This window comes from Mucilaginibacter sp. JRF, assembly GCF_015223065.1.
Classification (GTDB): domain Bacteria; phylum Bacteroidota; class Bacteroidia; order Sphingobacteriales; family Sphingobacteriaceae; genus Mucilaginibacter.
The window spans coordinates 23,034-45,113 of record NZ_JADFBY010000004.1; the positions used below are offsets into that span (position 1 = coordinate 23,034).

Annotated in this window: 21 protein-coding genes; 7 read left to right on the forward strand and 14 right to left on the reverse strand. The window is 44.0% G+C overall.

What is annotated here, in order from left to right; translation table 11 throughout:
* Positions 1-21 precede the first annotated feature (21 nt).
* From IM792_RS11435 to IM792_RS11460, 6 genes are all read right to left on the reverse strand, one after another.
* Positions 22-474, reverse strand: coding sequence for a hypothetical protein (locus IM792_RS11435; protein ID WP_194102002.1), 453 nt, complete (start codon positions 472-474; stop codon positions 22-24).
* 66 nt (positions 475-540) lie between these two features.
* On the reverse strand, positions 541-1,344 hold the full coding sequence (gene mazG / locus IM792_RS11440) for a nucleoside triphosphate pyrophosphohydrolase (RefSeq protein WP_194102003.1): 804 nt from the start codon (positions 1,342-1,344) through the stop codon (positions 541-543).
* Between the two features lie 192 nt (positions 1,345-1,536).
* Positions 1,537-2,214: a tRNA (5-methylaminomethyl-2-thiouridine)(34)-methyltransferase MnmD gene (mnmD, locus tag IM792_RS11445; RefSeq protein ID WP_194102004.1), complete on the reverse strand. Its 678-nt coding sequence runs from the start codon at positions 2,212-2,214 to the stop codon at positions 1,537-1,539.
* Positions 2,215-2,223: 9 nt separating this feature from the next.
* Positions 2,224-2,979, reverse strand: coding sequence for a DUF4262 domain-containing protein (locus IM792_RS11450; protein WP_194102005.1), 756 nt, complete (start codon positions 2,977-2,979; stop codon positions 2,224-2,226).
* Positions 2,980-2,990: 11 nt separating this feature from the next.
* Positions 2,991-4,331, reverse strand: a complete 1,341-nt coding sequence (locus IM792_RS11455) for a rhodanese-like domain-containing protein (RefSeq protein WP_194102006.1) — start codon at positions 4,329-4,331, stop codon at positions 2,991-2,993.
* A 239-nt stretch (positions 4,332-4,570) separates the two neighbouring features.
* A complete protein-coding gene (locus IM792_RS11460; RefSeq protein ID WP_194102007.1) occupies positions 4,571-6,616 on the reverse strand; it encodes a M13 family metallopeptidase in 2,046 nt (681 codons plus the stop codon).
* A gap of 426 nt (positions 6,617-7,042) precedes the next feature.
* On the opposite strand from IM792_RS11460, the gene IM792_RS11465 reads away from it, so the two are divergent.
* Entirely contained in the window at positions 7,043-9,781 is a 2,739-nt protein-coding gene (locus IM792_RS11465; protein ID WP_194102008.1) for a valine--tRNA ligase, read from the forward strand.
* 204 nt (positions 9,782-9,985) lie between these two features.
* The gene (locus IM792_RS11470) at positions 9,986-11,662 is read left to right on the forward strand and encodes an ATP-binding protein (RefSeq protein WP_194102009.1); all 1,677 of its coding nucleotides are present in this window, start codon (positions 9,986-9,988) and stop codon (positions 11,660-11,662) included.
* Here IM792_RS11470 and IM792_RS11475 read toward each other — a convergent pair.
* Positions 11,659-12,117 carry a type I restriction enzyme HsdR N-terminal domain-containing protein gene (locus IM792_RS11475; RefSeq protein ID WP_194102441.1) on the reverse strand — a complete coding sequence of 153 codons (459 nt, stop codon included), beginning with the start codon at positions 12,115-12,117 and terminating at the stop codon, positions 11,659-11,661. The two genes, IM792_RS11470 and IM792_RS11475, sit on opposite strands and share 4 nt — an antisense overlap.
* Before the next feature lie 119 nt (positions 12,118-12,236).
* On the opposite strand from IM792_RS11475, the gene holA reads away from it, so the two are divergent.
* Complete coding sequence (holA, locus tag IM792_RS11480) at positions 12,237-13,259, forward strand: DNA polymerase III subunit delta (protein ID WP_194102010.1); 1,023 nt, start codon at positions 12,237-12,239, stop codon at positions 13,257-13,259.
* 19 nt (positions 13,260-13,278) lie between these two features.
* Here the strand turns inward: holA and IM792_RS11485 are convergent, their stop codons facing one another.
* A complete protein-coding gene (locus IM792_RS11485) occupies positions 13,279-14,304 on the reverse strand; it encodes a hypothetical protein (protein WP_194102011.1) in 1,026 nt (341 codons plus the stop codon).
* A 169-nt stretch (positions 14,305-14,473) separates the two neighbouring features.
* Here IM792_RS11485 and IM792_RS11490 point away from each other — a divergent pair, with 169 nt between their 5' ends.
* Positions 14,474-14,878 carry an EVE domain-containing protein gene (locus tag IM792_RS11490; RefSeq protein ID WP_194102012.1) on the forward strand — a complete coding sequence of 135 codons (405 nt, stop codon included), beginning with the start codon at positions 14,474-14,476 and terminating at the stop codon, positions 14,876-14,878.
* 27 nt (positions 14,879-14,905) lie between these two features.
* Positions 14,906-15,823, forward strand: coding sequence for a DUF72 domain-containing protein (locus tag IM792_RS11495; protein ID WP_194102013.1), 918 nt, complete (start codon positions 14,906-14,908; stop codon positions 15,821-15,823).
* On the opposite strand, the gene IM792_RS11500 is transcribed toward IM792_RS11495, so the two are convergent.
* The 3 genes from IM792_RS11500 to IM792_RS11510 form a co-directional block, all read right to left on the reverse strand.
* Positions 15,820-16,164, reverse strand: coding sequence for a hypothetical protein (locus IM792_RS11500; RefSeq protein WP_194102014.1), 345 nt, complete (start codon positions 16,162-16,164; stop codon positions 15,820-15,822). The two genes, IM792_RS11495 and IM792_RS11500, sit on opposite strands and share 4 nt — an antisense overlap.
* 192 nt (positions 16,165-16,356) lie before the next feature.
* Complete coding sequence (locus IM792_RS11505) at positions 16,357-16,917, reverse strand: hypothetical protein (RefSeq protein ID WP_194102015.1); 561 nt, start codon at positions 16,915-16,917, stop codon at positions 16,357-16,359.
* A gap of 166 nt (positions 16,918-17,083) precedes the next feature.
* Positions 17,084-17,374, reverse strand: a complete 291-nt coding sequence (locus tag IM792_RS11510) for a hypothetical protein (RefSeq protein WP_194102016.1) — start codon at positions 17,372-17,374, stop codon at positions 17,084-17,086.
* Positions 17,375-17,460: 86 nt separating this feature from the next.
* Between IM792_RS11510 and IM792_RS11515 the strand changes: the two genes are divergently transcribed.
* Positions 17,461-18,606 carry a tetratricopeptide repeat protein gene (locus tag IM792_RS11515; RefSeq protein ID WP_194102017.1) on the forward strand — a complete coding sequence of 382 codons (1,146 nt, stop codon included), beginning with the start codon at positions 17,461-17,463 and terminating at the stop codon, positions 18,604-18,606.
* On the opposite strand, the gene IM792_RS11520 is transcribed toward IM792_RS11515, so the two are convergent.
* Positions 18,603-19,187 carry a riboflavin synthase gene (locus tag IM792_RS11520; protein ID WP_194102018.1) on the reverse strand — a complete coding sequence of 195 codons (585 nt, stop codon included), beginning with the start codon at positions 19,185-19,187 and terminating at the stop codon, positions 18,603-18,605. The two genes, IM792_RS11515 and IM792_RS11520, sit on opposite strands and share 4 nt — an antisense overlap.
* 55 nt (positions 19,188-19,242) lie before the next feature.
* Here IM792_RS11520 and IM792_RS11525 point away from each other — a divergent pair, with 55 nt between their 5' ends.
* A complete protein-coding gene (locus tag IM792_RS11525; RefSeq protein WP_194102019.1) occupies positions 19,243-19,710 on the forward strand; it encodes an NUDIX domain-containing protein in 468 nt (155 codons plus the stop codon).
* Between the two features lie 3 nt (positions 19,711-19,713).
* Here the strand turns inward: IM792_RS11525 and IM792_RS11530 are convergent, their stop codons facing one another.
* Together IM792_RS11530 and IM792_RS11535 are read right to left on the reverse strand one after the other, a co-directional pair.
* Positions 19,714-20,442, reverse strand: coding sequence for a (Fe-S)-binding protein (locus IM792_RS11530; RefSeq protein WP_194102020.1), 729 nt, complete (start codon positions 20,440-20,442; stop codon positions 19,714-19,716).
* Between the two features lie 14 nt (positions 20,443-20,456).
* On the reverse strand, positions 20,457-21,776 hold the full coding sequence (locus tag IM792_RS11535) for an MFS transporter (protein ID WP_194102021.1): 1,320 nt from the start codon (positions 21,774-21,776) through the stop codon (positions 20,457-20,459).
* Positions 21,777-22,080: the final 304 nt, after the last annotated feature.

The following is a 22,080-nucleotide window of genomic DNA, read 5'->3' on the forward strand; positions in this document are numbered from 1 at the left end:
AATGACACAATTAATCAGTAGTTAATTAGCCGTTTTAGTCAAATTGTAAACCCATCTGGTAGTATCCGGATTTGAACCACGTGCTATCTGGAATTTTGTACCATCGTAATAGTAGGCATAAATATCAACCAGGTGCTTGCGTTTTGATGTATCAGAGTAAGTTTTATCAGTAAACTTGATGTACGAGTAATCGTAAGCGAAGTTACCGTTGCTGTTAGCGTGTACTAAAGTACTATCGGTACGTAGTGTGTAGCCGCTATCAGCCTTTAAACGTAATGATACAGGGATCTTTTTGGCGGTATCAAAACCGGTACCGTTAGTTCTTCTTTTAAGGATGTAGTATGAGCCTTTAAAATTTCCTGTAAGCTCAGGTAACGGAGTAACATCATTATTGTTATTCTTTAAACACCCGGTGCCTAAAATGCTTACCAGCAAAGCACCTACAACCATCACATTAGTCAGTTTTCTATTCATTTCTCTTAAGCTTTTTAACCATTACGGCAGCTCAGGAAAAAACGATACACCGGTGCTGAAAAATTTTTAAAGTTTTTTCGCTTCGTTCCAAAAAACGTCCATTTCGGCCAGCGTCATATCGTGCAGTTTTTTGCCTTGCTCGTTGGCCTTTGTTTCGAGGTATTGAAAACGCTTGATGAATTTACGGTTGGTTTTCTCCAGCGCATCCTCGGGGTTTATGTTGATGAAACGTGCGTAATTTATGAGCGAGAACATCAGGTCGCCAAACTCACCTTCGGCCTTTTCGTGGTCGATATCGGTGCCGTTATCCACATTAAATTCGGCTTTGAACTCCTGCATTTCCTCCTCTACCTTTTCCCAAACCTGACTTTTGTCCTCCCAGTCAAAACCTACGCCGCGGGCTTTCTCCTGTATGCGCGATGCCTTTACCAGCGCAGGTAACGATGCAGGTACACCACCTAAAACAGATTTATTGCCCTCCTTAAGTTTGATCTGCTCCCAGTTACGTTTTACGGCAGCTTCATCCTCAGCCTCAATATCGCCGTAGATATGCGGATGGCGGTTGATCAGCTTATCGCAAATACCATTCACCACATCGGTAATATTGAATTCATTAGTTTCTGACGCTATGCGCGCGTAGAATACCAGATGCAGCATAATATCGCCCAGTTCCTTTTTAACTTCCTGCAGGTCACCGCTCAGTATAGCGTCGGACAGTTCGTAGGTTTCCTCAATGGTAAGATGCCTGATGCTCTCGATGGTCTGCTTCTTATCCCACGGACAATTTTCACGCAGATCGTCCATGATCTTCAACAAACGTTCAAAAGCTACGGTCGGTGTTGAGCCGGTTACAGGCGGTATCAGAGGCATAATGCTGTGTTTTTGGGCAAAGGTAGTTCCTTATTTCGGATTTCGAATTTTCAATTTCGAATGTTTATTTATTTCGAATTTCGGATGTTCAATTTCGAATTTACTATAATCTTAATTTAGAGTTTAGTATTTAGATCTTAGAGTTTGCTCTTTATATTTTCCTTTTAGAATTTAGGGTTTAGCATTTAGAGTTTAACTCTTTATCGCCCTTAGCATCTCCCTTTTACCGGGCGCTCCGGGGGCTTTTTCAACCTTTAGGCCGAGGGCTTTGATGCTGCGTTTCAGGTTGCCGGTAATGGCGTAGGTAACAAATACACCACCGGGTTTCAAAAATTGCAGGGTGTGTGCAATGGCCGTATTATCCCACATTTCGGGTTGATGGATGGCGGCGAAGGCATCAAAATAAATCACATCAAACTGTTGGGCCGATGTAAAATCAAGCAGTTTGGTATGGGCTATTGTAAGATCACAATAGTCGTTCAGTTGAGCCTCACCTGTTAAGGCATCCGCGTAAGCACCGGTGAATTGATGCCATAATTGCGGCGAGCAATAGGCATCGTAGCCGGTTTGCTCAAGCATCTCCTGCGTTAGCGGGTAGGCTTCAATACCTGTATAGTTTAGTTTGATTTGCTGCGCGAAGCAATAATCGGCACTCAGTAAAAAATTCAAGCCGGTACCAAACCCTACTTCGAGCACCGATACTTCTTTTACATCTTCGCCTGCCAAAAAATAACGCAGACCAGAGTTCAAAAACACATGCTGACTCTCCTGCAAAGCACCATGTTTTGAATGGTAATTCTCGCCCACGGCCGGGTTATAAATGGTTTTGGAACCATCGGCAGTGGTGACTATTTGAAGTTCATGGTTCATGGTTGATAGTTATTGGTCGTCTTCTTCATAAGGTGCATATTGCCATTTTTCTTCTTTCGAACTACGCCATGCGCTCCAACCATATTGTAAATGATAAATATTATTGATGGATGGATCTGATTTTACAATCTCCTCAAGACTGACTATTCTACCATCATCTGTATTCGGATCGTCATTTGAATGAAACTGCCAATCCCCATCCAAATTATGATATACATACAACACAGGTTCTCCATCCAAAACCTGTTTAGTGGTAAAAGCAGTAGTATTTCGTGCTTCGTAAAACTTAAAATCGGTATTCCGATCTAATAACGGTTGAGTAAATACCCAATCCTTGTTAAAATCATCATCCCAAGGGAAATTATGCTGTTTATCAGGCCAAACAAGCTGCACTGCCGGAAAATCAACATCTGCTCCGTAATAATTTATCGCGATGCCCAAATAATCGTCATGGTGCTCTTTAGCAACATCAATAAAAGTCACCTTATAATTATCAAGAAATTCATCGTAAAGCCCTCCCGATTCTAAGCGCTTTCCTTTACTTATTATGTCACAAGCCTCATTGATCAGTTCGTGCATTGTTTCCAGTTTCAACCCAAAGCAGATAATTTCGGGATGACCAAAATTCTTGTACAAACCAATTGAATACGCAAACCCCGGAAGATAACTATCAGCCTGAACCATAGTAACATGGCAGCCATATTTCTCAATATTTTGTTGTATACGTTCAGTATCTACGGGTTGATGATTGCACTCGTATTCCATAAAGTATAAAATTATGAACCAGCTACCATTAACTCTTTTATCCTCTCCCCATAATCATACACCGGCACATTAGTTACAGCAGCCTCAACAATGCTGCTTGCCGCTGCTGAACGATAGCCTGCCGCGCAGTGTACTACAATGGGTTTGTCGGTTGGTATTTCGTTCACACGTTCACGCAGTTCGGGCAGCGGTATGGTGATGGCATTTTTAAATACCTTGCCTTTAGCTGTTTCGCCGGTGTTGCGTACATCAACTATGGTATAGTTGTTTTGATCTTTTACAATGTCGCCGGTAAATTCTTCATCCTGTATTAACTCCCCCTTTAATGCGGTTGACGCAGCTATGATATTCTTTTCGTAACCTATTTTGGCTGCTTTGGCAACAACTTCGTTAATGCAATATTCGCTGGCCGCGATGATGTAAAACTGCTCATCCGGTCCAACTATGGAGCCCAGCCAGGTTTCAAACTTCTCGCCGTCCTGTAAGTTAATGGCACCGGGTAAATGGCCTTTTTTAAATTGCACGGCAGGGCGGGTATCTATTATCAATGCTCCATCCTGAGCATTGATGCTGTCGACTATCTTAACCGCATCAATACCCGGCTTAAAAGCAGGGGCACCGGTTTTATTGGTTTCCACATCGTACCCAAAGTATTTGGGCACAAATGGTTGATCGGCAATCAGCAGCTTTACAAAATTCAGCTCCTCCATTAGTTGCAGGGCATAGTTTTCGCGCAGTTCGCGGCCTATGGTGGTTTGCAGGTCAGCACTAATATTTTTACCGCATAACGAGCCGGGGCCATGTGCCGGGTAAACCGTAACATCTTTAGCCAGGGTCATTAATTTATGGCGGGTGGTATGGTACATCTGGTGCGCCAGTTCTTCCTTTTTCGCCTTGATGTTGCCAGCACTCTCGCGCAGGTCGGGTCTGCCAACATCGCCTACAAAAAGGGTATCGCCAGTGAAGATAGCTGTATCCTTCCCGTTCTCATCCTCTACCAAAATGCAGATAGAATCGGGCGAGTGGCCGGGGGTGTTAATGGCTTTCAACTTAATATCGACCAACTGGATCACGTCGCCATCATCAAATGTTTGGTGCGGGTATTCGGCACCGGCCAGCTTGCTGATATAAACCGTAGCGCCCGTGGTTTGATGTATCTCGAGGTGCGAGCTTACAAAATCGGCATGCAGGTGGGTTTCAATAACGCCTACAATTTCGGCTTCGTGCAGCGTGGCCAGGTCATAATACTGCTGCGGGTTGCGGGCAGGATCAATAACCACCATTTTACCGGCGCGAATAATGCCATACGAGGCATGCGCCAGTCCTTTATCATAAAATTGGTTGATGAACATGATTGCCGCAAAGATAAGTTTTGCGGTATAATTAATGTAAGCACAACATACGGTACAACTAATTTTACAAATGGATAGCTGTGCATGGTAATAAAAAAAAGCCCGGCAACGTACTGCTGCCGGGCTTTTTCAAGTTTCACACTGTCATTTCGAGCGATAGCGAGAAATCTGTCGCTTTGCGATGAACGCAGACAGATTTCTCCTCGTACCTCGTTCGAAATGACATACAAAATATTTATTTACCAAATCCTCGCTCTGTCTTCGGGTTTCTTATACATCTTGTCGCCTGGTTTAACGTCGAACGCTTTGTACCAGGCATCAATGTTTGTTATTGGGGCATTGGTGCGGTGCTCCTCCGGCGAGTGCGGATCTGTCAGGATGCGTTGGGCGGCGGTTTCTGCCAGCTGCTTGCTGCGCCATACCTGCGCCCACGATAAAAAGAAACGCTGATCGGGCGTAAAGCCATCTATCTTTTCTCCGCCCTGGCCTTGCTTGGTTTTTTTCCAAGCATCGTAAGCAATGCTTAATCCGCCTAAGTCGGCCAGGTTTTCGCCAAGCGTTAAACGACCATTCACATGCATAGTATCTAATACGGTAAGGGCATTGTATTGCTCAACCACCTTATCGCTGCGTTGCTTAAATTTATCGGCATCTTCGGCTGTCCACCAATCGCGAAGGGTACCATCAGCATCATATTTACGACCTTGATCATCAAACCCATGTGTTATCTCGTGACCTATAACCGCGCCTATACCACCATAGTTAATGGCATCATCGGCATTAAAATCAAAAAACGGAAAGCGCAGTATACCAGCCGGGAAAACAATCTCGTTATTTACCGAATTATAGTAAGCGTTCACGGTCGGCGGCGTCATGCCCCAGCGAGTTTTGTCAACCGGTTTGCCCAGGCGGGTAACCATGTAATTATATCGCCATACCGATATATTGCGCAGGTTGCCCGCGTAATCATTACGGCTGATGTTCAGGCCATCATAGGTTTGCCATTTATCCGGATAACCAATTTTAACCGTAAAGGCATTCAATTTTTTAAGTGCACGATCCTTTGTAGCGGCACTCATCCAATCCAGATTTTTGATGTGCTCGGCATAAGCAACCTTCAGGTTGTTCACCAATTTTTCCATATACTGTTTGGCCGCAGGCGGAAAATACTTGGCCACATACAGCTGCCCTAACAATTCGCCCAAACTACCATCAACCAATGCCGACATACGCTCGCTGCGCGGAGCCTGTACCTTTTGGCCGCTAAGCACGCTGTTAAAATCAAAGCTGGCCTTTACAAATGGTGAGCTTAATGAGCTTGCCGCACCTTTCAATATATTCCATTTCAGATACACCTTTACATCATCAAGCGGCGTAGCGGTCAATAACGAGTCGGCTGTTTTCATGAATGCCGGGTTTGATACCAGCATAGAGTCCTGTCCCGGTGTTTTCAGCTTGGGTAATAACACAACCCAATTAAGGTTTGGCGTAGTTTTGCTGAAAGCGGCAACGGTGAATTTATTATAAGTAGCATTCGGATCGCGCATGGCTACACGGCTAAGTTGGGCCGCGGCCAAAGTTTTTTCGGCTTGCCAGATGATGGCCGCGTTCTTCTCGGCAACATCGGCAGGCGTGCCTGTCAGAGTAAACAGCTGGATGATGTATTTTTTATACGCATCCTGAATCTTTTGGCTGCGGGCATCGCTTTTCAGGTAATAATCACGATCGGGCAAGGTAGTACCACCTTGACCAAGGCTCACGATGTATTTAGTGGGATTCTTTGAATCCTGGCCTACACCAAAACCAAACAGCGGGCTGCCCAGGCCATTCACCCGTTCGTACACTAATTCGTTAACAACACCTTGTACCGAGGCTATTTTATCAATACGTTTCAGGTCTATTTTAATAGGATTGTAGCCCTTCTTTTCAATAGCGAGGCTATCCATAGCGCTGGCATACAGATCGCCAGTGCGTTGTTTTATGCTGCCTTTGGGGTTATCGCTTTGCTTGCTTACCTCGTCCAGTATGCTGATGAGTTTATCAGTGCTTTCCTGCCTCAGCATAATAAAGCTGCCCCAACGGGTTTGCTTGGCGGGTATTTCGTTATGTTTTACCCAACCACCGTTGGCATATTCAAAAAAGTCATCACCGGGTTTAACGGCGGTGTCCATATTTTGGGTATCAATAAATTTTTGAGGCTGATCTGTTTTGCCACTCTGAGCAAATGTGGCTGAAGTAGTGCATAGCACTGCCGGGAGTGCTAAACTCAGGTACTTTAATTTCATGTTAGTCGGTTAATATGAAATTAAAGTTAGGTAAATGCTTATAAAAACTGCAATTACTATTAACGGTTGAACCAGTTAACCAGAACCTCAAGCCCTGATTTTTTTAACAACTCGTGCACAAACCTATTGAACGACAGTGTTTTCATGTTGATCAAAACTTATGTACTATATATAACTGAGTATTTGTAAAAATATTGTTCTGGTGAAGTAGTCCATAGTCGATGGTCCATAGTCCATGGTAAATAAGGGTGAGTAGTTATGATTTACATATCATGCTGTTGATTAACTATTACCATGGACTATGGACTAATAAGGCTATAAATATCATACTGTTAATTAACTATTGCCATGGACTATGGACCATCGACCATGGACTAATAAAATTGACCACTAACAATAACCGCAGGATTATTATTTTTGCGCACTATGAGTAAATATCAGCCACAGGAATTTGAAGATAAATGGTATAGCTACTGGTTGCAGCAGCAGTTTTTTAAATCGGTACCCGACGAGCGCGAGCCGTACACTATTGTGATACCTCCGCCAAATGTTACCGGGGTGCTGCACATGGGCCACATGCTTAACAATACCATTCAGGATGTGCTGATACGCCGCGCCCGCATGAAAGGCAAAAACGCTTGCTGGGTACCCGGTACCGATCACGCCAGCATCGCTACCGAGGCTAAGGTTGTGGCCATGCTCAAAGAAAAAGGCATCAGCAAAAAAGACCTAACCCGCGACGAATTTTTGAAATACGCCTGGGAGTGGAAAGAAAAATACGGCGGCATTATTTTAGAGCAGCTTAAAAAGCTGGGCGCATCATGCGATTGGGATCGTACCGCTTTCACCATGGACCCGCACATGAGCGAGGCCGTGATCGATACCTTTATTGATCTGTACAAAAAAGGCTGGATATACCGCGGCGTGCGCATGGTTAACTGGGACCCGCAAGGCAAAACCGCCGTTAGCGACGAGGAAGTTATCCGTAAAGAGGTAAACCAGAAGCTTTATTATATCAATTATAAAGTAGTTGGGGCAGAAAGTCAGAAAGACGAAAAGCCACAGGTTGTAATTGGCGATGATGAAAAGCAAGAAGTAATTTCAGCTTTGCAAGATTTACACTCTGATCTACAAGAAAAACTTTCGGACTCTCCGACTTTCGGACTTTCGGACTTCTTAACCATCGCCACCACCCGTCCTGAAACCATTATGGCGGATAGCGCTATCTGCATCAACCCTAATGATGAGCGCTACACGCATCTGCATGGCAAAAAAGTGCTGATACCACTTATTGACCGTGAGATACCGGTAATACTGGATGAGTATGTGGATATGGAATTTGGTACCGGCTGTTTAAAGGTTACCCCTGCACACGATTTGAATGACTACCAGTTAGGCCAAAAGCACAACCTGCAAGTTATTGATATTTTAAATGACGACGGCACCCTTAACGAAAGCGCACAGATATTAGTTGGAGAAGATCGCTTTGCTGCCCGTAAAAAGATAGCTGTGCTGCTGGAGGAAGCCGGATCATTAGCTAAAACTGAGGATTATAAATCACAAATAGGTTTTTCGGAACGTACGGATGCTGTTATTGAGCCTAAGCTATCTATGCAATGGTTCTGTAAAATGGCCGAGATGGCCAAGCCAGCGCTTGATATGGTGTTGAACGGCGAGGTAAAACTGATCCCCGAGAAATTCATTAACACCTACCGCCACTGGATGGAGAACGTGAAAGACTGGAACATCAGTCGCCAGCTTTGGTGGGGGCAGCGTATACCGGCCTGGTACAACGAGAAAAACGAATGGGTAGTTGCCAAAACCGAGGAAGAAGCTAAGGCTGAGTTCGGAAAGGCAGGCATCGCCTTTACCGAACTGCGCCAGGAAGATGATGTGGTTGATACCTGGTTCTCATCATGGTTATGGCCAATATCAGTATTCAACGGTATTGCCGAGCCTGATAACGAGGAGATAAAATACTACTACCCTACTAACGATCTGGTAACCGCGCCCGAGATATTATTCTTTTGGGTAGCGAGGATGATCATGGCCGGCATTGAATGGCGTAAGGAAGTACCTTTCCGCAATGTATACCTTACCGGTATTGTGCGCGATAAGCTGGGCCGCAAAATGTCGAAATCATTAGGCAACTCGCCTGATCCACTTGATCTGATCGAGAAATACGGTGCCGATGGTGTACGTGTGGGTATGCTGTTATGCTCACCCGCCGGTAACGATTTAATGTTTGATGAATCGTACTGTGAGCAGGGCCGTAACTTTGGTAATAAGATATGGAACGCTTTCCGCCTGGTAAAAGGCTGGGAAGTTGACGATAGCTTGCCATGCCCTAATACTACGTCGATTGAATGGTTTAAGAGCCGCTTTAACCAAGCTTTAACCGAGATAGAAGATAACTTTACCCAATACCGCTTAAACGAGGCCTTAATGGCCACTTATAAACTGGTATGGGATGATTTCTGCGCCTGGTACCTGGAAATGATAAAACCGGCCTACCAGCAACCTATTGACAGGCAAACTTACGAAGTGACCATCCGCTACTTTGAGGATATATTGAGGATATTACATCCGTTTATGCCTTTCACAACTGAGGAGCTATGGCATGATGATCTGTTTGGCGAACGTGAGGAAAATGATTGTTGCATTGTGGCACAAATGCCCGCAAATGGGGAAGTAAATACCCAGCTAATCAACGATATTGAGGTAGTAAAATCAATTATTGGGCAAGTGCGAAATGTGAGAAGCAAAAATCAGCTATCTCCTAAAGAAAGTTTACAACTTATAGGAAAAATAAACTCAGGTATTGGGTACACCAATTACACAGGTATTATCCAAAAGCTTGCCAATGTTAGCGAGTTAACCTTTACGGATACCAAAGTGAGTGGCGCTGTGGCATTTATGGCCTACACCGACGAATTTTTTGTACCGCTTGAACTAAACGTTGATGTTGAAGCTGAAAAGAAACGCCTTGAAGATGATAAAGCGTATTTAACAGGCTTCCTGAAAAAAGTTAATGGCATGCTCAACAACGAAAAATTTGTTGCCAATGCCAAGCCCGAAATCATCGAAAACGAGCACCGCAAAAAGGCTGATGCCGAGGCAAAACTGGCCATAATAGAGGCAAGCCTTGCATCTTTGGCCAATTAATTGCAGGTAAAATAGACAGAGAATCCGGCAAAATATGGTTTGCCGGGTTCCCTTACCCTGTTTATTTGAACGTATATATCAATGAGTACCCGGGCTGGTTTTTTAAACTTTTCATTAAAACGCATACTCAATAGCGATCAATCACTACTTGATCAAGCTCGTATTAAGTTACTTTATTACGGATTGATCTTCGTAATTGTTTCAATGCTGATGTTATTAATCAGCGTTAACTCAAAAGAACAACCCGGCATCACCCTTATCTCCGCAGCTTTATTGCTGAGTGTGGTAAGCATGTTTAAATATCTTACCCACAAAGCCGACTGGGCAGGTATTTCGCATTGGTTACTCATAATAGGCACCCTTATCACACTGGGAAATATTTTTGTGATATTGCAGGATGTGAACATGATGACCGTGCAGATCATCATTTTGATCATCATATTCTCTTTTTACATGCTGGGCTATCGCTGGGGTATAGCTTACTCCCTGGCTAACTTGCTGCCTACCCTTGGCTTTTTGTTATTACAGCACGAAACCAGCTATATTATTGATTTTAAGCCCGAAAAGTTTGATCAATCCACCATCATTATTTGCGTATTTGCCAACTTTATACTTACCATATTTGTAATAGGGCATTTTTATAACGCGTTTATCGCCAATATACGTCAGCTTAAAAGCGTTAGCGATGAGCAGGCGCAGCTTAACCGTAAGCTGGAACTGGCTATGCAAAAGGCCGAAAAATCGACCCATGCAAAATCGGAGTTCCTGTCAACCATGTCGCACGAGATACGTACGCCGCTTAACGCGGTTATCGGCATGACTAATTTGTTGCTGATGAACAATCCGCGCGGCGATCAAAAAGAAAACCTCGATATACTTAAATTTTCGGCAGGCAACCTGTTATCTATCGTGAATGATGTACTGGATTTTAACAAGATAGAATCGGGCAAGGTAGCTTTTGAGAATATCCGCATCGATCTGCCTGAATTGCTCAACAACATTTGCGGCGGCTTTATAATCAAAGCCGAAGAAAAAGGATTACTATTCAAACTTGATGTTGATAGTCGCCTCAAAAACAAAGTGTTTTTTGGCGACCCTACCCGCATCACCCAAATCATATTTAACCTGGTAAGCAACGCCATAAAATTCACCCAGCAGGGTAACGTTTGGGTACGCGCCACTTGTGTTGAGGACAGGCATAATACCAGCACCGTTTTATTCTCTGTTAAAGATACCGGCATCGGCATAGCGCAAAATAACCTGGAGGCTATTTTTGAACCCTTCGCGCAGGAAAACATTACCGTTACCCGCCAGTATGGTGGTACCGGTTTAGGCCTGGCCATTGTAAAACGCTTGCTTGAGTTACAGGGTTTGCAGCTTAACGTAAACAGCAAACCGGGTGTTGGGTCGGAGTTTTCATTCCAGATGGAGTTTGATGTATCAACCGAGGTTATTGAACCTGTTGAAGCTCCCAAACCACTGCCCGACGCTAATGACCTGAGCTATTTACAGGTACTGATAGCCGAGGATAACATTGTGAATGTTATGCTGATGAAAAAGCTGCTCTCTAAATGGAAGATCACCCCTACCATTGCCGAGAATGGTGCCCTGGCTGTACAAAAACTGCAATACGGTAATTTTGATATCGTGCTGATGGATTTACAAATGCCGGTAATGGATGGCTTTGAGGCTGCCCGCGAGATACGCAAGCTTGTTGATCCTAAAAAGGCTAATACGCCTATCATCGCGCTTACAGCATCGGCTTTGTTTGATATACAGGAGCAGGTTTATGAATCGGGCATGAACAATTATGTATCAAAACCATTTAAGCCGGAAGACCTGTTCGAGAAAATGCAGGCACTGGTATCCATAGCCAGCTAAAGTTCATTATATCCCGGCAAATCAGCAATAAACTGATAGCTGCCCTGCTCATGGTCAATACGGCAATAATAATGCTGCAAGCCATTGGTAACGGCCAACAAATTCACCTTGTGCGCCATGTTGTAACGGGCAATCTGGTCAAACACCTTTTGATCAATATTTACCGACGGCGCCTTACATTCCACCATTAAAATACGCTCGCCATCGCGGTTAAAAACCACAATATCGGTACGGCGGCTCATGCCATTTAGTTTTAGGCCACCCTCTAACCGCATTAATGCCTTTGGGTATTGCTTTTGGTTGATGAGGTATTGCACATAGTGCTGGCGCACCCACTCCTCAGGTGTTATGATGATGTGCTTTTTGCGCAATTCATCAAACAGGGTGAGCTGTCCGTTAGCTTCGGTAATTTTAAAGGGGTATGGGGGCAGCGCCAACGGTTGCAGCAAACTCATATCAACTATCACAAATAATTTAGCGCCGCAAGGTACAAAAACCTTTAAAGTAATTTTAAAATGGCCGCCCGTGCGCCTCGCCTTTGCCATTTGTATTGTGTAATTTTGACCCTTACGATATGACTGCTACTGATATTTTAAAGGACCTCAAAAACCGTAAGTTCAAGCCCCTGTACCTGTTGCATGGCGAGGAACCTTACTATATCGACCTGATAAGCAATTATATTGAGCACAATGCCCTGCCCGCTGCCGAACGCAGCTTTAACCAAACGGTATTGTACGGCAAGGATACCGAGATGATGACCGTGCTCAACGCCGCCAAACGCTACCCCATGATGGCCGACTACCAGGTGGTACTGGTTAAGGAAGCCCAGGAAATGAAATGGGGTAAGGACGACGACGACAAAAAGCACATAAACCCGCTGCTGGCCTATCTTGAAAACCCGCTGCCAAGCACCATATTGGTATTTTGCTACAAATATGCCAAGTTTGATAAGCGCAAGAAAACTTATAAAGCCATTGAAAAAAGCGGATTGGTATTTGAATCGACCAGTTTGTATGATAACAAGATACCCGGCTGGATAGAGGGATTTGTGCAGGATAAAGGCTATCGCGCCAATCAGCAGGCTACCAATATGCTGGCCGAGTACCTGGGTAACGATCTTTCAAAAATTGCCAACGAGCTTGAAAAACTGATGCTCAACGTACCGCAGGGCGAGGAAATTACACTGAAGCATATTCAGGATAACATCGGCATAAGCAAGGAGTATAATGTGTTTGAGCTACAGGCTGCCCTCGCCAAAAAGGATGTGCTGAAAACCAACCAGATCATCAATTATTTTGAGGCCAACCCGAAAGCCAACCCCATTGTGCTGCTGTTTGGCAACCTGAATAACTACTTTAGCAAGGTGCTGGTGTACCATTACGTAAAGGATAAAACCCCGCAAAACCTGGCTAAAGAAATGGGTGTAAACCCCTACTTTGTAAAGGACTACGAACAAGCCGCCCGCAACTACAACTTTGCCAAAACCATGCAGATCATAGGCCTGCTACGCGAGTATGACCTGAAAAGCAAAGGCGTAGAATCAAACCTCCCCCCCGGTGAATTGATGCGGGAGTTGATGTTTAAGATTTTGCATTGAGAGAAAGTTTTATTATACCTTATTTGAATAAGCTTGCTACAGCTTCAATATTGAGGCTTAGCCCAGCATAAATTGAGTAAAGAGGAGAATATCTGGGAAATAAACCTCGTATATCTGTCCCCAAAACTATCTTAGAATTATTGGACAGCTTTTCTGTAAAATATGCTCTTACAAGATAAAATGTATTCCATTTATCCTGATCACGTCCCCTCCTTCCAAGGTTAGATTGAAAATTTGGGAAATTAGTTGTCCACCCAAATGTCGGTTGAAAGAAGAATGATCCACTTTTTCCAAACTTTAAATCAAAAGTAAATCCGGCTCCAAAATATCCATTTAAATTACTTGTTTTATAAGTAGGAGGATTTGATTCTGTTACATTTCCTCTTGCTACAAAATTACTGGAAGCACTATCAGCAGCGGTAAAGACCAGCGAATCCTGCGCCATAGTAGTGTATGAAGAACTCACCTTTGTATTAAATATTAATAACTCGTTGTGTAGGTGAAACATTACTCGATTAAAATCATCATCACTGTAAAGTGTAAATGTTGGCTGTATGTATAAGCTATAAGCTGTATTCGTGACTATTTTATCATATTTATTTAATTGCCTATTATATGAATCTCCAACCTTAAGGTCTTTAATGGGATTGGTTAAAATATTTTCACGTTGATAAATAATACTACTATCACTATTATAGGATATTTTCATGATACCCGCATTAAACCCTAATTTCCCTCCCCTAATACTGGGGCTATAAATATTTATGTGCCCTAAATAATTGGATTTACCTATACCATTCACATCGAAATCAGCTGCATTAAGAAAACTAAAAACCGTCGTAGTATCTCTTTTACTCGTGTCCTTTTGGACTGTATCTCTTTTGGTCGTATCTCTTTTAAGTAAATCCAATCCGTAAGAAGAAAGACTTAAAAAGATCAATAATCCTGTAACTATGAATCGACTGGTTTTACTAAACAAACTTTTTTCAAAGCAGGGAACAAGATACAATTGTCGTTGTGGTGCTCCACATATTTTCTTTTCCATATGCGATAGGATTTTTTATAAAAATATACCCTATCATCTCATTTTCAAATAACTACAATTAGTCATATTATCAAATAATATCAAAACACATCATCATATTACGGCAAAAAATTTCTTGTACTCATTCTGTTAATTTTTAACATTTTTGCAATTGTTTAATTTTCATAACATGAACTACTGGTTAGTAAAGAGTGAACCGTTTAAATATAGCTGGGAAAAATTCAATGAGGATGGCCGTACTTTTTGGGATGGCGTGCGAAATTACCAGGCGCGTAACAACCTGAAGGGCATGCAAAAAGGCGATCTGGTGATGTTTTACCATAGCAACGAGGGTAAAGAGGTTGTGGGTATTGCCAAAGTGGTTAAGGAGTTTTACCAGGACCCTACTACTGATGATGCCAACTGGGTGGTAGTTGATCTATCGCCGGTGGAAGCGTTGAAAAAGCCGGTTACCCTGGAGCAGATCAAGGCTGATGAACGCCTGAAAGATATTAGTTTGGTGCGTCAGGGTCGCTTGTCGGTTATGTCGCTCAAACCCGAGGAATTTGACCGTATTGTTGAGTTAGGCAGTTAATTATTCATCCCCCAAAACACCTACCCTATGGAATTTGGCCGCGTTACTCCCGAAGAACTTGAAACGATAGATTTCTCGCTCAAAGCTGATCCGCAGATCACCATTGACACCTTAGCGGCATCAAACCGCGAAGGCGATTTGCAGGTGCATGTAGGTTGCGCCAAGTGGGGGCGTAAGGAGTGGGTAGGTAAAATATATCCGCCCAAAACCAAGGATGCCAATTTTTTGGATGAATACGTTAAGCACTTTGATTGTATTGAACTTAACGCCACCTTTTACCAGGTTTACGGCGAGGCCACAATTGCCAAGTGGAAAGATAAGGCCGACCTGAACCCTGATTTCAGATTTTGCCCTAAGTTTTCACAGAGCATCAGCCATATCCGTCGCCTCAAGAATGCCGAGGATATTACCACCAGTTTTTACGAGGGTATTGCCGCTTTTGGCGATAAACTGGGGCCGCTGTTTTTGCAGCTGAGTGATAACTTCACCCCTAAAAGCTTCCCGGAGTTAAAGGCATATTTAGAGCATTTGCCTACGGACGTGCCGGTATTTGTTGAGCTGCGCCACAAGGATTGGTTTGCCGTGCCCGAAAACAGCGAAAGGGTATTTAACTTATTTAAGCAACTGAACATTGGCGCCGTGATAACCGATGCCAGTGGCCGTCGCGATTGTGTGCACATGCACTTACCTACACCGCATGCCTTTATACGCTTTGTAGGCAACAGCCTGCACCGCACCGATTACGAGCGTGTTGATGCCTGGATAGACCGTATTAAGCAATGGAGCGATAAAGGCCTGCAATCGGTGTGGTTTTTTATGCACCAGCATGATGAACGCTACTCGCCCGAGTTGAGCGATTACGTATCTGATCAGTTCAACAAAAAATTAGGATTGAATTTGATGCGCCCCAAATTCATCGGTAAAGACAAGGGATTATTTGATTAAGCCGATTGCGGACGTTCAACCGCCTTGCGTACCAGTTTACCTGTAAGCGCGGCAAAACCGCCAAGCAAGCCGCCTATAACCACCGTTACCAGCAACAAATATAACCAGTGCGGCAGATGGAACAGCGTTGCCATGCGCGTAGCCAACACATTGTTATTAGGCAGGCTTTTTAGCAGTGAGAACGCCAGCCACGCCAACCCCACTCCCGCGAAGCCCGACCAAAACGCGCTCCCGGTTGTTCTAACAAAATAAGCCACCACCAAAGCTATCAGCACAGCAAACCACCAGGGCAAAAATAAGCCGCTGATGAATGTTAATGCGAGTATGATGGCGAATAGCATATTGTTATGTATTGTTTGTGAAACCCCTCCCTGCCCTCCCGGGGGAGGGAATTGATTTAATATACTATTAATATTTGTCATTTCGAGCTATCGCTCGAAATCTGCACACGTTCACAACCCCTCCTAAATCCTCCCCGAAGGGGAGGACTTTGCTTTTTTAAGCCCTCGCTTCGGGAGGGTTGGGTGGGTCCGTTATTTCAACTCAACCCCTACACTTGCACGGGTTTCGTCAAAAAACAAGTTAAGCGCTTTGGGTTTGGCACCTGCCGGTATACGGTAAGTGATCTCGTCAGACTCTGAGGTCGACTCCGGTTGTACCGAAAAATAACCACCGTTGGCTTCATTGATCGAGGTATTGTTATCCAATACCAACCTGAAATTGTTGGTAGCTATGCCAATGCTGTTACCGCCTATCTTCTCTTTATTAGTACCGCTTATTTTAAATTTCAGCTCAATACCTTGCGATTTTCCGTCAGGATCGCTCAGGTCGGTAGCGCTAACAGCAACCAGTTTCAGCAGGGCTTCTTTCTTTTTACCTAATATGGCGCTGTCCGGAGTGAAGGTAACAGTATAAGTTTTGGTTTCGTTAGCAGGCTGAGAGGCTTCGGTTGATGCGGCAGCGGGTTTTTCGGTCGCGGCCTCGGCCGATTCAACAGCGGCGGTGCTGTCGGCAGCGTCTTTGTCTGCTTTTGATTTGCACGAATAAACAACAGTAGCTACGGCTAAAACAGCCATCAAAGTAATTTTTTTCATAAGTGATATTAGTTGATGTGGTGCTAAATTATACTATATTAACAAGTTAAGCAACACCTTTTTGGCCATAATGCTTCAACAGTATATTATTTCGAGAAATATATGAGCAAAAAAATATCCCCGCCTTAACGGGCGGGGATATTTACCAATATTCAGTTACTACTGGTTATACGTTGTTTATTGCTTCCTGCTCTTTCAGGGCAGCAATATTGTTGTTGTTGCTGTACTGATCTGTTTGCTGTGCAAAATCATCAAGTATACCGGCAATGGTATCCAGGTTATCAGCTACACGCTGGTGCATGTCAGGCAGATCTTTCTCTAACCTTTTATCGCCAAGGTCGATATTATCAACCTCAATTTTAGCTATTTTTTGTATCAGCGCCTGCTGACTGTTCTTTAAATCCTCAAGCTCATGGACAATTTTCTCCATCAGCGCGAACTTCTTTAACTTATCCATAGTATTTTAATTATGATGTGCCAGGTATAAAACAATAACTCTGCCAAGATTTGGAATTGTCAATATCAACTAATAACTTAGTTAATATGAAAAGCCTGCTAACCTTTATAATCATAATGTGCCTTTTTACTACTTTAAACGCACAAAATACGCCGAAACATGATGCAACCATATTGCTCGATCATTACCAAAATCAGCGCTATGCCGATGCCTTTAGTTACCTGCATGGTATTTATGGCGATACTGTAGCAGATACCAAAATACTGTCTGCACTGGCATACACTGCGCAAATGAGCGGCAAGCTGCCACAGGCCGAACAATACTACCTGCGCATGCTCGAAACCGATTCACTCAACGTACCGGTGTTATTCAATTTAGGCAATATCAATAACCGCCGGGGCAATAACGCTAAGGCTATCATCTACTACTTAAAAATTCTGAAAAAGGATAGCACCAACTTTAACGTGTACCGCCAGCTAAGCACCCTAGCCAAAAATGTTGGCGATTTTGGTTCATCAATATATTACATGCAGCAGGCCAACAAAATAAACCCGCTGGATGGAGATGTGGCTTTTGACCTGAGTATTTTTTATTTAGGGTTGAAGCAGATAGATGAAGCCGAAAAAGTAATATCACCAGCTTTGGAAGCCGATAGCACTAATCTTACGCTGATACTGGGTAAGGCCAAGATCACCTTTCAGCAAGGTAAAACAGCCGAAACCATTGCCCTGTGTAATAAACTGATGCAGGAAGGCGATCAGTCGGGCGCGGTGATCAGTATGCTGGGTACATCCTATTATCTCGAAAAAAAATATCAGCCATGTATCGATACCTATAATAAACTGGCCGACGATGTACAAACCGAGGCTTCGCTATACTACACCGGCATGGCCTATAAGGGCTTAAAAGATCAGCGCAAGGGCATTGCTTATCTGGAAAAGGCTATTGACAAGGCCATATCCAAATCAGTTGATACGTATTACGGCGAGATAGGTGAAAGTTACGACAGGCTCAACAAAACCAAACTATCGTTATCTGCCTACCAAAAGGCATTGCAATACAACGAGCGACCGGTTACCCTGTACGCGCTGGCTATTTTGTATGATGATAAGTTGAAGAACCGCAAAATGGCTATCAAATACTACAAAAAGTACCTGGCATCAAAACCGCCAAAAAACCATCAGCAATACATGGCTTACAGCACTTCGCGCATTGAGGCGCTGAGCCGTTAGCGCTGCATCAGGCGGGCAACGTATTTGCCTATGATATCGAACTCCAGGTTAACTACCGAGCCAACACGCACGTGCTGCAAATTGGTATGCTCAAAAGTGTAAGGGATAATGGCTACCGAGAAGCTGTTGGCTTTTGAATTAACAACCGTAAGGCTAATGCCATTTACGCAGGTAGATCCTTTTTCTACAGTTACGTTACCTATCGCGCTGTCATATTCAAAGGTATATTCCCAACTGCCGTCATGCTCGGCAAAGGCGGTGCAGATGGCGGTTTGGTCTACATGGCCTTGTACAATATGGCCATCTAAACGGGCATTCATTTGCATGCAGCGTTCCAGGTTTACCAGATCGCCGGTTTTGAGTTCGCCAAGGCTGGTTTTGCTCAGCGTTTCGTCGATAGCGGTAACGGTATGTAAGCCATCAGCCACGGCAACTACCGTAAGGCAAACGCCGTTATGAGCAACCGACTGATCTATCTTCAACTCATGCGCAATGGCCGATTCAACTGTGATGTGCAGGTTGCTTTGCTCCTTTTCGAGCGTTACTACCCTGCCAAGTGTTTCAATGATACCTGTAAACATGCGGCAAAACTAAATATAAAAGCAATGGTTTTAATAGCAAATCAAAATATTGACCATGCCACAACAAAGCGCCGGTATTTTACTGTACAAGATGCTGAATAATGAGCCGATGATATTCCTGGTTCACCCCGGCGGACCATTTTGGAAGAACAAGGATAAAGGCGCATGGTCTATACCCAAAGGAGAACTTGATGAGGGCGAAGATACCCTGACAGCCGCGAAGCGCGAGTTTGAAGAAGAAACAGGCCAAAAGGGTCAGGGTAAATTCATACCCCTGCCACCTGCCAAACAACGCAGCGGCAAAATAGTGAATGCCTGGGCTGTTGAGGGTGATGTGGATACCACTAAGATAGTAAGCAACACCTTCGCGCTACCGTGGCCGCCCAAATCGGGCAAAACCATTGTGATACCGGAGGTTGATAAGGGCGATTTTTTTACGGTAGCCGATGCACGTGTTTACATCAACCCCGGCCAGATACCGTTGATCGATGCTTTGCTTGAAATACTCGTGGGCGATAAATAACTATTACACATTGCCCCAGCCATTAGCCAGTACATCAGCCAGGTGGTAGGTTTTTATAGGCAGATTATTTTTATCGATATATGCTTGCAAGTGCAGCAGACATGAGGCATCCGTTGAGATAATGTAGTCGGCACCGGCAGCAAGGGCATTATCTACCTTTTGCTGGGCCATAGCGCTGGCAATAGCCTCGAACTTTACAGCGAACGTACCACCGAAACCACAGCAGGTTTCGTTATCCTTTAGTTCAACCAGCTCTAAGCCGAATACTTTTGAGAGTAATTGGCGGGGCTCATCCTTAATGTGGCACTCGCGCAGGGCACTGCAACTATCATGGTAAACGGCACGACCATCCAGCTCGGCGCCAAAATAATCGAACTGAAGTATGTTTACCAAAAAATCCGAAAGCTCATATATATTGCTCTGAATGTTGCGGCATTTGTTGTGCACAATGGTATTGGTGAACAGATCGTTATAATAATTTTTCACCATGCCGGTGCATGATGCTGATGGCGTTACGATAATGCTGTCCTGCTCAAAATCGTTCAGAAACTTGTTACCCACCTCTTTAGCCTCATCCCAAAAACCGGCGTTAAAGGCAGGTTGCCCGCAGCAGGTTTGGTTAGGGTTGAACGCCACGTTACAGCCCGCTTTTTCAAGCAACTTTACCGTGTTAAAAGCCGTTTCGGGATATAACTGGTCAACAAAACAGGGTACAAATAACTCTACCTTCATCCGCACAAATAAAATTAATCGGCGCTAAAATCAGCAATTTTCCTGTGTTTTTTCTCTGCCGCTAATAAAACAAATAATAGTATCAGCCCGATAGCGAAGTAAAAACACAGCGCCAGCGTTGAATTACGCATGCTGCCGCTTAGCTCCTCAATAAAACCGAAGCTGAATAAACCGCCTACAATGGCCAGCTTTTCGGTAACATCAAAAAAACTAAAGAACGATGCCGTATCCGGAATGTTTGGCGGAAGATATTTTGAATAGGTTGAGCGCGACAGCGATTGTATGCCACCCATTACCAAACCTACCAGCACCGCCAGTATATAGAATTGTGTGGCCGTAGTAATAAAGTAGGCACACACACATACCACCACCCACAGCATCACCACAAAAAGTAATATGCGCACGTTACCAAACTTAACCGCCAGGCGCGACATTAAGATGGCACCGCCAATGGCCACTAACTGTATGATCAGTATGATGGCGATCAAGGCTTCCTGCGGTAAACCCAACTCCTTTGAGCCGAAACTGGTGGCTACCAGCATTACGGTTTGTACCCCCATCGAGTAAAAAAAGAATGCCGGAAGAAATTTTTTGAGCAGCGGCATCTGCCCTATCTTTTTCCAAACCTTGCCCAGCTCGGCAAAACCGCCTTTGATGATGTTTTTATGGTGAGTTTGTGCATTGGGCGCTCCTTTAGGCAAAATGGTAAACGGTATTTGCGCGAAGGCTATCCACCACACGCCCACCAACAGGAATGATAATCGTGGTGGTAACGATGCATCAGTTATACCGAACCATTCGGGTTTTAATACAAAGGCAAAGCAGATCAATTGCAGTAAAACACTGCCGATATAACCGTAGGTAAAACCCTTGGCGCTCACCTTATCCTGCATATCAACACTGGCAATTTGGGGCAGGTACGAGTTGTAGAACACAAAGCCACCGCAATAGCCAATGGCCGCCATAGCGAAGCAGATGATACCCAGCTCAATGTTATTTTTATCAAACAGGAACAGCAGCCCGCAGCTTATGGCCCCAATCAGCGTGAAGAACTGCATGAATACTTTTTTGTTGCCACGATAATCGGCAATGGCAGTAAGCACCGGCAGCATGAGGGCGATTACAAGGTAGGCGGTCGCCAAAGCGTAATCGGCAAGGGCGGTGTTTACAAAGTTCCACCCAAAAAAGTTAACCCTATTGCTGCCATTATTGGCGGTGATGGTTGTGTAGTAAACCGGGAATATAGTAGTAGTGATAACCAGGTTGTAAGCCGAGTTGGCCCAATCAAACATAGCCCACGACCAAATGGTGCGTTTATTGTCTTTCAGTTGCATTGATGAACTAAAAGTATGTAAATTTTGATATTTCAACGAATTGGTGCCGCTGCGAGGCTTAGCAATGTATGCCAAGAATTTCTGTCATAAAAAACACGTAAACAAAAAACATTAAAATCGCCGAAATAAAGCCCGTAAAGACCTTTCCTGATGACGAAAGCAGAAATTCTTTAACGGCAGATTCAGGGAAAGTTTTGATTATTAACTTCAATATTTTATAGATACCGAAAACCAATAAAGCTGCAATAATGAAAAACGCTATCTCTTGCATTGTAAAGCCTGATAAGTTTTAAATATTAGCAAC